Raw genomic sequence first — 15,236 nt, forward strand, 5'->3', positions numbered from 1 at the left:
ATCGGGGCAATTGCCATAGGCCGAAACGCTATCGCAACCGGAACGGACGCAATAGCGATAGGGCGTAATGTCCGCGCCGACCACAATGCTACTAAAGGCGGACAAATCCGCATAGGGCATGAAGGTCAAACCGATGTAAGGATTGGCAACTACGACCTCAGTCGGTTTTTGATTGGAGACCCTTCGCCTCCCCGCCGTCCTGACGCTCCGCGTCCGCCTATTCAAAGCGGGATTTCTGACGCTTCTGTTAAGGGAGCGGAGGCAAAAGCGGACCCCGTTGATTTTGCCCCGGCTGGCATAAGGACACGTACAAGTAGTGGCTCAATTAACGGCGGTCACCTTTCCCACACATCGGGAACTGATGCTACGGCTCTCGGCTATAACGCACGGGTTCGCGCAAGTGGCGGAACGGCTATCGGCGCAAATGCAAGTTCATCTGGCGGAATTGCCATTGGCTCTGGTGTTGTTGGCGGCGCGGGCATTCACATCGGAAGGGAAACTAGTGTCAATGCCATAATCGGAAACTTCAACCTTAACGCAATGCGGACGGAAACCCGCGACAACACGCGGGAAATCGCCTCTTTGCGTTCCGACATCAGCAGTTTCAACACCGGCTTGAGAGAAGCAAACGAGAAATTCAACAAGGGTATTGCTATGGCAATGGCTCAAGAATTCATCAGTGTTGACAAAGAAAAACGGGCGCGTTTCGGTCTGACAAGTTCCGGCTATAGCGGCGAGTTCGGAATAGGGGCAAGTTTCGGTGTCCGTGTGAATGAGCAAATCCAAGTCCACTTTAGCGGAGCAGCCGATACCGGATTTGACGAAAAAGGTTTCAAAACAGGGATTGACTTCCAATTTTGAGTATCCGCCTTTGGCGGTGTTCTCCCAAAAAAGCGGCTCTTTCGGGGGCCGCTTTTTTATGCCCCGTCCCCTCGGCGTCCGGGGCGGATTTACAATCGGGTGGTGATTATCTTGATTGGTCGGGGCGACCGGATTTGAACCGATGACCACCGGTCCCCCAGACCGGTGCGCTACCAGGCTGCGCTACGCCCCGATTGTCTACGGGCGGGATTATATCACTTATCTCCAAGAAGAGCCCGGATTTCATCCAGTTCTTTGAGAATGAATGAAAAAACCTCCTCATCCTTCTTTCTGGCCGAAGAGGAGGGGAGACCCTCCTTCAACTTTTTCCGGGCTCCCGCAATCGTGTAGTTCTCTTTGTGGAGCATTCGCTTGATTCTGAGAAGCGTGAAAATGGTCTCCCTGTCATACAAACGCTGATTGCGCCTTCTGGTCGGCTTGATTTGCTCAAACTCCTTTTCCCAGTAGCGAACCGTGTGGGTCTTGAGCCCCGTGTATTCGCTAACCTCCCCGATCTTGAAATACAGTTTTTCGGGAAGTTTTTTCACTTCCTGTGGATCGCTCATCTCAAGGGATGATATATGAATTGCTGTTTATTTTCAAAGTGTTATGCGGTCAACCTGAAGCTTTTTCTATGCTCAGGGCACGGCCCGTATCTCTCAACCAGCCTCCTGTGTTCGGCGGTGGGATACCCTTTGTGCCTCCGGAAATTGTAGGACGGATAGCGGCGGTGGAGTTCCTCCATCATCCTGTCTCTTGTTACTTTGGCAACTACGGAGGCCACGGCGATTGACATACATTTGCCGTCCCCCCCGATGATGGCGCGTTGCGGAACGGAAAGAGTCGTTTCTTTGTCGCCGTCTATGAGAAGAAAACCGGGCGCGGTCTTCAAGCCGCGGGCGGCCCGCTCCATCGCCTTTATCGTTGCCCGCAGTATGTCGGTTTCATCTATTTCCCGCGCTTCGGACACACCAACCGCATATTCAACTCCGGCTGACTTGAGAACATTAAAGACCCTTTCCCTTGCGGCGGGAGACATCTTCTTGGAATCATTCACCCCGGCAAGGTCAAACCCTTCGGGCAAAATGGCGGCGGCGGCCACAACGGGGCCCGCTATCGGACCTCTGCCGGCCTCGTCAATGCCTGCGGGAACAAGACCCCGCGCAAAAAACTCGCGCTCATAGGAAAGGCCCAAAAGCGGCACGGTCACACCAGCCCGCTGCTCTTCAAAACGCGGGTAAGTTCCCTTTTGCCCGCTGCGGACATCCGGCAAAGCGGCGGCCTGAAAACGCCCGAATCCATCTTCATAAGAGAAAGCGCCGTTTTAACGGGAACGGGATTGGACTCTATAAAAAGCGCCTCATTCAAAGCGAGAAGGTCGTAATGAATATCCCTTGCCCGCCCGGCTTGCCCGTTCTCGTAGAGGTTGTGCATATCCGCCACCTTGCCCGGCGCAACATTTGCCGTAACACTGACGGAGCCCCGGCTTCCCAGAGCGAGAAGCGGAAAGTTTATCGCGTCATCTCCGGAGAAGAGAGAAAAATCCCCGCCGCACAGGTGCATAACCTTTGACGCCTGCTCAACGGAAGAGGCCTCTTTTATCCCCGCAATGTTTTTGTGTTTCTCGCAAAGGCGCGCAACCGTCTCCGGAAGGAGGTTTGCCGCCGACCGGCCGGGCACGTTGTAAAGTATTACGGGAATGCCCACACTTGAGGCGACCGCCCCGAAGTGGGCAAGCATGCCTTCCTGAGACGGCTTGTTGTAGTAGGGCACTACAACCAGAGCCGCGTCCGCTCCGGCTTTTTCGGCAAAGCGCGTCAGGTCAACCGCTTCCCGCGTGCTGTTGGAGCCGGTTCCGACGACCACCGGAATCCTGCCGGAACAAAAATCCACCGTCGCCCGCACAACCCTCTTGTGCTCATCGTGAGACAAGGTTGCGGACTCCCCCGTGGTTCCGCAGGACACAATCGCGTGAGTGCCGTTTTGTATCTGAAACTCAATCAGGCGCTCAAGCGCGGCTTCGTCAACGGAAAGGTCTTTTGCAAAAGGGGTGATGATGGCGACAAGTGAACCGTGAAGCATTGTAAATATGGCCTCCCTCAAGAGCGGGACTGACAAACCTACAGTGTATTTTCAGACGCGGCAAAATCAAGCGGCGCGCCGCACGCGGAACAAAAACGGGCGTCTTTCTCACCCGCTTTGCCGCACTTTGAACACACATTTCCGTCCGGGGCGGCGGGGGTGGCGAGGGCGTTTTTGAAAAGGTCTATTGCGGGGTCGCCGGACGAAAACACCAGACGGGCTTGCGAGCCGTCTGAAAAACTGACGGCCAGCGCCGGTTTTCCGCTGTCGGACAGGGCGGCGCAACCGGCAACATCCGCCAGAGCAAACCCCCCGACTTCCGCGCGGGAGGACTCCGTGAGAACAACCAGCCTCCGCTCCGTAACGACCGCAATGTTTTTGAAGAACGTTTCTCCTACAAGAGAGGAGGACTTTTTCAGAAACACTTTTTCCGCCCGCAAGCAGCAAATCGCGCGCCCGCCCGCCGCCGTCTCCGCAGCCTCCAGAGTTCCGGCGGAAATGTCCGACACGCCGCCCGCAGACAGCAACCCCCTTATCAGCCTTCCTATGGAAGCAAGCAAACTACCCATGCCGCCGGATTATCCACTCCGCCATCTGAACGGAATTGAGCGCGGCTCCCTTCCTTAACTGGTCTCCCACAACCCAGAAACAGATGCGGTTTTCACCCGTCAGGTCGCGCCGTATTCTTCCCACAAAACAGTCATCCCGCCCCGAACAGTCAATCGGCATCGGATACGGGTCATCCACAACCTGCACGCCGGGGAAAGCCCTTATAGCGTCCGCCGCCAGTTCGGGGGAGACCGGTTTTTCCGTCTCCACCGTGGCCGAAATTGAATGCGCCCTCATCACCGGCACACGCACGGCGGTTGCGCTCACGTTTATATCGGCGGCGAGAATTTTTCTCGCCTCATTGTGAATCTTCATCTCTTCCTTCGTGTAGTTGTTGTCAAGAAACACATCAATTTGGGGAATCACATTGAGCAGTATCTGCGCCGGAAAAACTTCGGGACGCGCGGGGGAGGGCCAGTCGCGCAACTGTTGCTCAAGTTCGGCCATCCCGCCCGCTCCGGCTCCCGATACCGACTGAAAACTGGTTGCCACAACATTCTTGACCACGCCCTCGTCATGGATGGGTTTGAGCGCCATGGCTATTATGGCCGTGGTGCAGTTGGGATTTGCAAATATGCGCCCCGGAGGAATTTCGTCCAGCAGGCCGCCGTTAATTTCCGGAATCACAAGGGGAACATCCCCGTCCATTCTGAAGGCGGAACTGTTGTCAATAACAACCGCTCCCTCCCGCGCCGCCTGCGGGGCGTATTCGCGGCTGCGCCCGGCGCCCGCGGAGAAAATTGCTATGTCAACGCCCTCAAAGCATCCGGGCGCGAGGGAAAGCACCGAGGCGCGCCCGCCCTCAAACTTTATCTCCGCTCCCGCAGAGCGCGGAGAGGCAAACAGTTTCAGGTTTGCCGCGGGAAAGCGCCGCTCGGAAAATATGCTCAGTATCTCGCGCCCCACCGCCCCGGTCGCGCCGACAACCGCCACGGTTAAATTGTCTTTGTTCATCTCTTCAAAAAATACTTCTCTTCCAGAAGCGACACCTTGTTTATATTTTCCCTCTCGCCGTCATCGGGGGAGGCGGAGAACCAGCCGTCCAATATCTCCGAGGCAACCTGAGTTGAGGTTGCCCTCAAACTTATCGCAAGGATGTTTGCGTCATTCCACTTCCTTGCGCCTTCGGCGGTTTTGGCGTCCGCGCACAGAGCGGCGCGGACTCCGGGAATCTTGTTTGCGGCTATTGAGACCCCGGTGCCCGTCCAGCAGAAAATTATCCCCTGGTCGCACTCCCCGCGCGACACCTCAAGGGCGACCGCTTCCGCCACGTCAGTCCACCCGGCCTTCTCTCCGGCAAGCGGGCCGAACAGCCGGACGCTCTCGCCGCGCCGCTCAAGATACCGCAACACAAAATCGGTAAGATGAGCGCTCTCGTCGCTTCCCACCGCTATGCTCAAGAGACTGTTCCCCCCGCCACCGCGCCATTGTCGGCGGGTTCTTGACAGTAAAAGGCCATTCTCTATAATAACCCCCGGCTCGTCCTTATCCAAGCCGTTTCCCGGCTTGGGAAACAAAGACCGCAAAGAGAGGAGACCAGAGAATGAAAATAGTGGCTTTTATAACACAGACGCAGGATACCGAGGCCAAGATCAAAGTCAGCGAATCGGGAGACTGCATAGATTCCGGGGGGATTAAATGGATAATGAACCCCTATGACGAGTTCGCGGTTGAGGAGGCCATACAGACGGCTGAAAAACTCGGCGGCGAAGTTGTCATCGTGTCTGCGGGGCCAGCCCGCGCCATTGACGCCATAAGGCAGGGGCTCGCAATGGGAGCCGCCTCCGCCGTCCACATAAAGGATGACGGATTTGCCGACACAGACCCCTACACCATAGCGAAGATAGTTGCGGGTGAAATCAAAAAGATCGCCGACTTTGACCTTATCTTCACCGGAATGAAGGTGATTGACGAGGAGTCCGCGCAAGTGGGCATACAGGTTGCCGAAGAGTTGGGAATTCCCCATGCGGCGCTTGTCAGCGAGGTTATGGAGATAAAACCCGATGAGAAAAAAATGGTTTGCCGCAAAGAGGTTGACGGCGGAAGCGCAATCGTTGAAGTTCCGCTTCCGGCGCTTGTAACATGCCCCGACGCCATGAACGAGCCGCGCTATGCGTCTCTGCCGGGAATAATGAAGGCAAAGAAAAAGCCGGTTCAGGAGGTTTCCCTTGACGAGGTGAATTTTGCCGAACTCGGCATAGCGCGTGAAAATGTGGGCAAGGGCGGCTCAAGGGTCAAAACCGTCAAAATTGAAGTTCCCGAAATAGAGAGGAAACTGAAGATCATCAAAGGGTCTGACGACACAACGGTCAAAAACGATGAGATAGCCGAATCCGCCCGGGAGATTGTCAAACTTCTGAGGGAAGAAGCGAAGGTTATCTGAATCATAAACAGAGGAGGAGTGAAAAAAGATGAGCAATGAAATATGGATTGTGGCGGACCAGAAACTGAACGGGTCCGTGCGAAAAGTAACTTTTGAGGCCCTTTCCCATGCGCGGCGCGCGCTTGTTCCGGGGCTTGAGGGAGCGACACTGTGCGGGGTGGTAATGGCGGATTCCATATCGTCCCGGCCCGAAGAGATGGGCAAGTTCGGGGCTCAGAAGGTTTACGCGGTTGAGAGCCCGCACCTGAAAGAGTTCAACCCGGACAGTTACACAAAAGCCCTTTCGGAATTGATTAAAAAGCATTCGCCCAAGATTGTGCTTGTCGGGCACAGTTCTTTTTCCGAAGACTACATACCGCGCGTTTCCGCCCGCACCGGGTCGGGGCTGGCGATGGAGGTGGTGGACATGGAGATTGCCGACGGCGGGCTTCAAATCCGCCGTTACTCTCACTCAAGCCGCGCGGTGTCAACGCAGCAGTTTCACGGAAGCGACACCGTAATAGCCACCGTTCGCCCGAACTCGTTCAAAGAGGAGGAGTCTCCCGCCGGGCCCGAAACCGTCCGCGAAACCGTGGACATATCGGAGGCTGATTTGAAGATCAAACTGGTTGAGATGAAGGCGAAAGCGTCCGACCGTCCCGAACTTACCGAAGCGGAGAGGGTGGTATCCGGGGGAAGGGGGCTTGGCAGTGAGGACAACTTCAAGCACATATACGACCTTGCGGACATGTTAGGGGCCGCCGTCGGGGCGACAAGGGCGGCGGTTGACGCCGGATACTGCCCTTATGACATGCAGGTCGGGCAGACGGGGAAAGCGGTTTCGCCCAATCTTTACATGGCAATCGCAATCTCCGGGTCGGTTCAGCATTTTTCGGGGATGGGTTCCTCAAAGGTAATAGTTTCAATTAACAAAGACCCTGAGGCCCCCATATTTGCCAAGTCCGACTACGGCATCTGCGGAGACCTGTTTGAGGTTTTGCCGCCGCTTTCCGAAGAGTTGAAAAAAGCGCTTGCCGAATGACTGTCAAATATCCACGACATCCACGGACGGCGGCTCTTTGCCGAGAAACCGTCCGGCGGTTTGCGTAAAACTTTCCGAGCCGTCCGTAAGGTAAAACTCCACAGACCCTTTGCCGTCATTTTTAAGAAGGTCGTTTTGCTTCAGAACCGCCATTGCCGCCCTTGCCGTCTCTTCGGCGGAATCAACAAGGGTTACTTTCTCGCCCATAACGGCTGAAACGGTATTTTTCAGAAGGGAGTAGTGAGTGCAGCCGAGAATAAGCGTGTCTATATCCTGTTTATATAGTGGTTCAAGGTAGTTACGCGCAATACTTATTGTAATTTCTCCTTCACACATTCCTTCTTCCACAAGCGGAACGAACAGCGGGCAGGGCAGGGAGACGACATCAAGGGAGGGGTTTTCCGACCGGATGGCGCGGAGGTATGTTTCGCTTCTGACGGTGGACGGGGTTGCTATCACGCCGATTCTGCCGTTTTTTGTTACCGAGGCCGCTTTTTTCGCGCCCGGTTCAATCACGCCGAGGGCGGGAACGGGCAGTTCATTGGACAGAGCCTCCATTGAATATGCGGAAGCGGTGTTGCATGCGGCGATTATGAATTTCACGTTTTTTGAAACAAGGAAACCGGCGTTTTTGCGCGAGTATTTGACGACTGTTTTGCGCGACTTTGTGCCGTAGGGGAGGCGGGCGGTGTCTCCGAGGTATGTGATATTTTCAAGGGGCAGAAGCCGCGCCACTTCGCGGACAACGGTAAGGCCGCCGACTCCCGAATCAAAAATTCCTATTGAGTGTGAGCGCGGCGCATTCATCTCCGCAAGTATCCCGCAAGGCGGCGGGTTTTCAAGCCTTCTCTTCTTGTTATTCCTTGCTTCCTCCCCTGCCATTCCTTGCTCCGACAAGGAATCCAGTCCTTCTCTCCGTCATTCCGTGCTCTGACACGGAATCCAGAGGGGGTTAAACAATTTTTGAGATGGACTCTTGACTTGGAGGCGGAAGTTGTTAACAATCCCCTTTAACACGGCTCGGTGCCGAGAGCGTCAAGCCGCAAAAGGAGAAATAAGACAATGAGAAAATCATTGACACAAACTTTTTTGACGGCGGTTTTTCTGGTTGTCGGGGCGGTATCGCAAGCGTGGACGTATGAAGCGGGGCCGGGGGCAATCGCGAGCGGGGTAAACTCTACCGCCGTTGGTGAAGGTGCGAGCGCAAGAGGTGATAACTCATCGGCTTTCGGTGATGGTGCAAATGCGGGAGGTGTTCCGTTTTTAGACCAAGGAAGGACTATTTATAGAAACAATTCTACGGCAATAGGTCAAGGCGCAAATGCGTTTGGGGGCAATTCAACGGCCGTCGGTCAGGGTGCAAAGGCAGGATATGGGGCAACGGCAATAGGTCGGGGGGCAAGTGCCAGAGCGAGGGCTATAGCAATCGGCAATAGTGTGTCCGCCGAAGTGGGCCAGATTCGTATAGGTGACTCGAGTATGTCCGATGTTTTAATCGGCAAATACGATTTGAGTGAGTTTCAAACTGTTAGTCAATCGTTGCCTTCCTATCAAGATGTGGCAAAGGGTTTGCTTGCTGTTGGGGAGAATGCGAGGGTAGGAATAGGTAACTCTACGGCTGTGGGACATGATTCGCGAGCATCCGGGCGGAATTCAACGGCTTTGGGACATGATTCGCAAGCATCCGGGCGGAATTCAACGGCTTTGGGGCGGGGTTCGCAAGCATCCGGTATCGACTCAACAGCTGTGGGACTTGGTTCGCGAGCATCCGGTGGCGCCTCAACAGCTGTGGGAGATGGGGCGAGGGCAACGAATATATTTTCAACATCTCTGGGATATTTTGCAAATGCACAAGGTAGAGGAGCAATTGCGGTTGGCAGAGGGGCGCAAGCCACCGACACGAATGCAATAGCAATCGGGCACGGTATAACCGCCAGAGAGGATCAAATCCAAATCGGTAGCGCCTCTTTTTCTGATGTCAGAATCGGGAAATATAATCTTGCCGATTTTTCAACTGCTTCAACCGGCGGTGATGGTTGTGAAGGCGCAATTGCAACGGGACTTCAATCAACCGCCTATTGCGAAAACGCCATTGCAACCGGAGACAATTCTGCCGCGTTTGGTTATGAAGCAAGCGCGAGCGGAGACAGTTCCATCTCTTTGGGTCATAGGGCAAAGGCAGGCGGGAATAGTTCCACTGCCTTGGGTCAGGCGGCTCAAGCGCTGGATGTAAACACAACCGTTGTGGGTCAAGGAGCAAAAGCGGACAAAGCAAACTCTACAGCAATCGGACAGGCAGCTTATGTGAAGGGGCCGGATTCCACCTCCCTCGGTTACTTGGCAAATGCAAGCGGAGAAAGTTCAACGGCGCTTGGAGCAATGGCGCAGGCAAAAGGGCTTTTTTCAATGGCGGCGGGAACGGAAACAAACGCCGCCGGTGATTCCTCAACCGCGCTTGGGCAGGAGGCTCTGGCATTGAGCGACTCATCATCGGCATTGGGGCAAGAGGCGCGCGCAAACGGGTATGCGTCAACCGCAATCGGACATAAGGCACAGGCGACCGGGAGCAATTCTGCGGCATTCGGACAGAGTGCGGCCGCCAGAGGTGTTAGCACAACCGCGCTGGGGCAGAGGGCATGGGCTGAGGGTGAAGAATCAACTGCGGTAGGTATGGATGCGCGGGCTATAGGTAATGAGTCAACTGCGATAGGTAAGGAAGCATGGGCGAACATGAAGGCGTCAACCGCGCTTGGAGCGTATGCAAACGCCGCCGGAAATTCTTCTACCGCGCTTGGGCAGGAGGCTCTGGCATTGAGCGACTCATCATCGGCATTGGGGCAAGAGGCGCGCGCAAACGGGTATGCGTCAACCGCAATCGGACATAAGGCACAGGCGACCGGGAGCAATTCTGCGGCATTCGGACAGAGTGCGGCCGCCAGAGGTGTTAGCACAACCGCGCTGGGGCAGATGGCACGGGCTGAGGGTGAAGACTCAACTGCGGTAGGTAAGGAAGCATGGGCGCATAAGAAGGCGTCAACGGCTCTTGGAGCGTATGCAAACGCCTCCAAAGATTCTTCAACCGCATTGGGACAGGGGGCGGAGGCGTTTGGCGTATCGTCATCGGCATTGGGGCATGCGGCGCGGGCGACCGGAGGCAATTCTGCGGCGGTTGGACAGGGGGCAAATGCGAGCGGGCATAACGCAACTGCATTGGGGCAAAAGGCATGGGCGGCGGGTGAATCCTCAACGGCGGTGGGACAGACAACTTGGGCGCATATGAAAGCGTCAACCGCGCTTGGAGCGCATGCGAATGCCGCAGGTGATTCTTCAACCGCGCTTGGGCAGGGGGCGTATGCAAAAGGCGATTCTTCGTCAGCATTGGGGCATCTGGCAAATGCCACCGGACTTGCGTCAACCGCAATCGGGCAGGATACACGGGCGAGCGGGGGCAACTCATCGGCATTTGGACAGGGGGCAAATGCAAGCGGTCATAACGCAACCGCATTGGGGCAAAAGGCGTGGGCTGCGGGTGAATCCTCAACGGCAGTGGGACAGATAACTTGGGCGCATAAAAAAGCATCAACTGCGCTTGGAGCGCATGCGAACGCCGCAGGTGATTCTTCAACCGCGCTTGGGCAGGGGGCGTATGCAAAAGGCGATTCTTCGTCAGCATTGGGGCATCTGGCAAATGCCACCGGACTTGCGTCAACCGCAATCGGGCAGGATACACGGGCGAGCGGGGGCAACTCATCGGCATTTGGACAGGGGGCACAAGCAATGGGACTTTCCTCAACTGCGGTCGGAATGGGCGCTTGGGCGCACAAGAGATCATCAACCGCTCTCGGAACGGGAGCGAATGCCGCCGGTGATTCTTCAACTGCTCTTGGAGCCAAAGCAGTTGCCAGTAAAGCAGGCACGGTTGCGGTTGGTTTTGAGGCAACGGCAAGAGGGGAAAAGTCAACGGCGTTGGGGCAGTCAGCAACCGCAAGCGGGGGAAAGTCAACGGCGCTGGGACAGGCAGCAACGGCAAGCGGGCCACAGTCAACGGCGCTGGGACAGATAGCAACCGCAAGCGGAGAACAGTCAACAGCGTTGGGACAGATGTCAGCCGCAAGCGGAGAACAGTCAACAGCGTTGGGATGGATGGCTACGGGAAGTGCTCACATGGCAACGGCAATCGGAGCATGGTCGCGAGCGATTGAAAAGCACTCAACGGCTGTGGGTCAAGATTCAGTGGCATCCGGGCGGAATTCAACTGCTTTGGGACATGTGGCAAGGGCAAGCGGTCACAATTCCATTGCTTTGGGTCAGGGAGCACAAGCCACCGGCACGGATGCAATAGCAATCGGGCGCGGTATAACAGCCGGAGACGACCAGATACAAATCGGTGACGCCTCTTTTGCCGATGTCAGAATCGGGAAATACAACCTTGCCGATTTTGCAAGCGGTGGAGGGGGTTGTGGAAGCGCAATAGCAACCGGATTTCAATCGACTGCCTATTGTGAAAACGCCGTTGCGAGCGGAGACAATTCTGCGGCGTTTGGTTATGGAGCGACCGCAAACGCGCAGGGCGCAACGGCGCTGGGTCAGGCGGCGGTTGCCAACGGTGGGGCCTCAACGGCTTTGGGGCGGGGTTCGCGAGCGTCCGGTGAATCCTCAACAGCTGTGGGACATGGGGCGAGGGCAATGGATCAATTTTCAACATCTCTGGGATATCTTGCAAAGGCGCACGGTAGAAGGTCAACGGCTATTGGAACATGGGCGAGTGCGATCGGTATCAAAACAACATCTTTAGGGCACTTCGCACAGGCAAGCGGAGCCAATTCAACATCTTTGGGGCAAGAAGCCCTGGCAAGCGGTGTAGCAACAACAGCAGTGGGGCAATACGCGCGGGCAAGCAGAGACAGGTCAACATCTTTGGGGCAGAAGGCACAGGCAAACAGAGTGCGCTCCACCGCGATAGGACAGGTGGCTCAAGCGTTGGGCAGAGACTCAACCGCCGTAGGACAGGGGGCGGAAGCAACCCGCAACTCTACAACAGCAGTGGGGCAATACGCACGGGCAACCGGAGCCAATTCAACATCTTTGGGACGGGACGGACTGGCAAGCGGTGAAGACTCCACCGCGATAGGACAGGCGGCTCAAGCAACCGTAACAGCAACAGGAGCAATTGCGGTTGGCAAGGGGGCGCAAGCCACCGACACGGACGCAGTAGCAATCGGGCGCGGTATAACAGCCGGAGAGGACCAGATACAAATCGGTAACGCCTCTTTTGCCGATGTCAGAATCGGGAGATACAACCTTGCTGAGTTTTTAACCGATGGTAGCAGTTGTGAAAATGCAATTGCAACCGGATTTCAATCAACTGCTTGCGGAAGAGCCTTTGCAACCGGAGACAATTCTGCGGCGTTTGGTTATGAAGCAAACGCAAGCGGAGACAGTTCCACCGCTTTGGGGCATGGAGCAAGGGCAAGCGGGCAATACTCAACGGCGCTGGGACAGACAGCAAGGGCAAGCGGAGAACAGTCAACAGCACTGGGATGGATGGCTATGGGAAATGCTCACAAAGCAACGGCAATCGGAGCATGGTCGCGAGCGACCAATAGGCACTCAACGGCTGTGGGTCAAGATTCATTTGCATCCGGGCGGAATTCAACATCTTTGGGACATGGGGCAAGGGCAAGCGGTCACAATTCCATCGTTTTAGGTCAGAGAGCGCAAGCCACGGCAACGGGAGCCATTGCGGTCGGCGTGGGTTCGCAAGCCACCGACACGGATGCAATAGCAATTGGGCGCGGTATAACAGCCGGAGATGACCAGATACAAATCGGTGACGCCTCTTTTGCCGATGTCAGAATCGGGAAATACAACCTTGCCGATTTTGCAAGCGGTGGAGGGGGTTGTGGAAGCGCAATAGCAACCGGATTTCAATCGACTGCCTATTGTGAAAACGCCGTTGCGAGCGGAGACAATTCTGCGGCGTTTGGTTATGGAGCGACCGCAAACGCGCAGGGCGCAACGGCGCTGGGTCAGGCGGCGGTTGCCAACGGTGGGGCCTCAACGGCTTTGGGGCGGGGTTCGCGAGCGTCCGGTGAATCCTCAACAGCTGTGGGACATGGGGCGAGGGCAATGGATCAATTTTCAACATCTCTGGGATATCTTGCAAAGGCGCACGGTAGAAGGTCAACGGCTATTGGAACATGGGCGAGTGCGATCGGTATCAAAACAACATCTTTAGGGCACTTCGCACAGGCAAGCGGAGCCAATTCAACATCTTTGGGGCAAGAAGCCCTGGCAAGCGGTGTAGCAACAACAGCAGTGGGGCAATACGCGCGGGCAAGCAGAGACAGGTCAACATCTTTGGGGCAGAAGGCACAGGCAAACAGAGTGCGCTCCACCGCGATAGGACAGGTGGCTCAAGCGTTGGGCAGAGACTCAACCGCCGTAGGACAGGGGGCGGAAGCAACCCGCAACTCTACAACAGCAGTGGGGCAATACGCACGGGCAACCGGAGCCAATTCAACATCTTTGGGACGGGACGGACTGGCAAGCGGTGAAGACTCCACCGCGATAGGACAGGCGGCTCAAGCAACCGGTAGCGCCTCAACAGCAGTAGGGCAATACGCACAGGCAACCGGTGAGGACTCCACCGCGACAGGACAGGCGGCTCAAGCGTTGGGCATATACTCAACCGCCTTAGGGCAGGGGGCGAAAGCAACCAAGAATAACACAACGGCGGTGGGTCAGGGAGCCACGGCGACCGGGCTCAGGGCAACGGCGTTTGGACAGTCTGCCAATGCAAGCAGGGATGATACAACGGCAATCGGGCGGATTGCAACGGCGCTGGGGGTCAGTTCAACGGCGGTGGGTCACAACACACGGGCAAGTGGAGACGGCGCAACGGCGGTAGGTCAGTTTGCGTATGCGACTGCCAACGGCGCAACGGCGGTGGGACAGGGGACGAATGCCATAGGTGTAAGGTCAACCGTTGTCGGTCAGAGCGCGAAATCAACTCTTGGTAATGCAGTTGCCATCGGGCACGGAGCGCAAACGCTTGGTGCAAACTCATCGGTGGTAGGCAAGGGGGCTTCTGCGTCTGAGCGTGACAGCGTTGCCATTGGTCACTTGGCTCGTGTAACCGCACTTGACGCCGTTGCAATTGGAGCGGACGCAATAGTGAACAAAGATGGCGGTATCGCCATAGGGCGACATGCGTTTGCCGGTTCTTTAACCGTGTATCCTGCTACCGGCGCAATCGCCATAGGACGGAGCGCGCGAGCAACATACAACGATGCAATAGCCATAGGTCGTGATGTAACCGCCGGTGAGAGCAGATACTCTCATGGGCAAATCCGCATTGGCAATGTAAATCAGTCCGATGTGCGGATTGGGGCTTATAACCTTTTTAACTTGTTGGGAGACCAGTTACCACAAGAGTCGCCTCCCCGTATCCCCGAACCGCCGCGCCCCCCGATTCAAAGCGAGGTTGATGGTGCTTCCGCTGGTGTCAGAGGAGCGGAGGCAAAGGCGAAAAGTCCGATTGCTCAGGCTGGCGGTATAGAAGTAGATCATTCCCGCCGCTCCACAAATTCCGAGGGGACTATACAAGTGGGCGTAAACGGGTCGGCTTACGGCTACGGCGCAACAGCGGCAACTAACTCAGTGGCTATAGGAGCGGATGCATCGGCAGAAGGAGAAGGCGGAATTGCCATCGGGCACGGTGTTGTTGTAGGCGGAGAGAACATTGCAATAGGCAGAAACCATGTGCAGGGGGTGCGTATCGGCGCATACGACATCGCCGCACTAAACGCCGCAATCGGCACCTACACCGACACCGCAAGCCACAGCGAAACCGCAAGCGCCCATGCGCGTATCAATAAAAACCGCTACGACATCGGTAAATCACGGGAGGAATACCGCAAGGGTATCGCCATGGCAATGGCTCAACAATTTCTGCCCGTTGAGAAAGACTCACGGGCAAGGTTCGGCATGACAAGTTCCGGCTACCGGGGCGAATTCGGCATCGGAGTAAGCGCGGGTGTCCGCCTGACCGACCGGATACAATTCCATCTGAGCGGGGCGGCCGATACGGGGTTTGATGAGAAGGCGTTCAAAACGGGGTTTGACATCCAGTTCAAGTAATGGCGTTGCTCAACGGTTCATAAAAAAGGCGGCTCTTTCGGGAGCCGCCTTTTTATACCCCGCCCCTACGGCTTACTCGGAATGACAGGCAGGGGGGAGTTTTGTTTGCGGACAAATCCGTTATTATTCAATCCGTCA

At 56.1% G+C, this 15,236-nt stretch carries 11 protein-coding genes and 1 tRNA gene; 4 read left to right on the forward strand and 8 right to left on the reverse strand.

Translation table 11 applies throughout. The features are described 5' to 3' along the window. The coding region (locus OXF42_03840) for a hypothetical protein (protein MCY4047227.1) at nt 1–861 on the forward strand (861 nt) is incomplete at its 5' end. Nucleotides 862–977: 116 nt separating this feature from the next. Here OXF42_03840 and OXF42_03845 read toward each other — a convergent pair. The 7 genes from OXF42_03845 to OXF42_03875 form a co-directional block, all read right to left on the reverse strand. Further along, nucleotides 978–1,054: transfer RNA gene (locus OXF42_03845), tRNA-Pro, on the reverse strand. A 22-nt stretch (nt 1,055–1,076) separates the two neighbouring features. Beyond that, entirely contained in the window at nt 1,077–1,427 is a 351-nt protein-coding gene (locus OXF42_03850) for a MerR family transcriptional regulator (GenBank protein ID MCY4047228.1), read from the reverse strand. Between the two features lie 41 nt (nt 1,428–1,468). Further along, nucleotides 1,469–2,065 carry a ribonuclease HII gene (locus OXF42_03855; GenBank protein ID MCY4047229.1) on the reverse strand — a complete coding sequence of 199 codons (597 nt, stop codon included), beginning with the start codon at nt 2,063–2,065 and terminating at the stop codon, nt 1,469–1,471. 2 nt (nt 2,066–2,067) lie between these two features. Then, nucleotides 2,068–2,943 carry a 4-hydroxy-tetrahydrodipicolinate synthase gene (dapA, locus tag OXF42_03860; GenBank protein MCY4047230.1) on the reverse strand — a complete coding sequence of 292 codons (876 nt, stop codon included), beginning with the start codon at nt 2,941–2,943 and terminating at the stop codon, nt 2,068–2,070. A 38-nt stretch (nt 2,944–2,981) separates the two neighbouring features. Then, complete coding sequence (locus tag OXF42_03865) at nt 2,982–3,512, reverse strand: zinc ribbon domain-containing protein (protein MCY4047231.1); 531 nt, start codon at nt 3,510–3,512, stop codon at nt 2,982–2,984. Further along, the gene (locus OXF42_03870; GenBank protein MCY4047232.1) at nt 3,505–4,506 is read right to left on the reverse strand and encodes an aspartate-semialdehyde dehydrogenase; all 1,002 of its coding nucleotides are present in this window, start codon (nt 4,504–4,506) and stop codon (nt 3,505–3,507) included. The genes OXF42_03865 and OXF42_03870 overlap by 8 nt, the downstream gene beginning before the upstream one ends. Further along, complete coding sequence (locus OXF42_03875) at nt 4,503–4,952, reverse strand: RpiB/LacA/LacB family sugar-phosphate isomerase (GenBank protein MCY4047233.1); 450 nt, start codon at nt 4,950–4,952, stop codon at nt 4,503–4,505. Before OXF42_03875 ends, OXF42_03870 begins: the two co-directional genes overlap by 4 nt. A 143-nt stretch (nt 4,953–5,095) precedes the next feature. Between OXF42_03875 and OXF42_03880 the strand changes: the two genes are divergently transcribed. Next, nucleotides 5,096–5,935 carry an electron transfer flavoprotein subunit beta/FixA family protein gene (locus tag OXF42_03880; GenBank protein ID MCY4047234.1) on the forward strand — a complete coding sequence of 280 codons (840 nt, stop codon included), beginning with the start codon at nt 5,096–5,098 and terminating at the stop codon, nt 5,933–5,935. 28 nt (nt 5,936–5,963) lie between these two features. Next, nucleotides 5,964–6,956, forward strand: a complete 993-nt coding sequence (locus OXF42_03885) for an electron transfer flavoprotein subunit alpha/FixB family protein (GenBank protein ID MCY4047235.1) — start codon at nt 5,964–5,966, stop codon at nt 6,954–6,956. 3 nt (nt 6,957–6,959) lie between these two features. Here OXF42_03885 and murI read toward each other — a convergent pair whose 3' ends face one another. Continuing rightward, nucleotides 6,960–7,838: a glutamate racemase gene (gene murI, locus OXF42_03890; GenBank protein ID MCY4047236.1), complete on the reverse strand. Its 879-nt coding sequence runs from the start codon at nt 7,836–7,838 to the stop codon at nt 6,960–6,962. A 180-nt stretch (nt 7,839–8,018) separates the two neighbouring features. Between murI and OXF42_03895 the strand changes: the two genes are divergently transcribed. Next, complete coding sequence (locus OXF42_03895) at nt 8,019–15,098, forward strand: hypothetical protein (GenBank protein ID MCY4047237.1); 7,080 nt, start codon at nt 8,019–8,021, stop codon at nt 15,096–15,098. Nucleotides 15,099–15,236: the final 138 nt, after the last annotated feature.

Source organism: Candidatus Dadabacteria bacterium, assembly GCA_026708565.1.
Classification (GTDB): Bacteria; Desulfobacterota_D; UBA1144; order Nemesobacterales; family Mycalebacteriaceae; genus Mycalebacterium.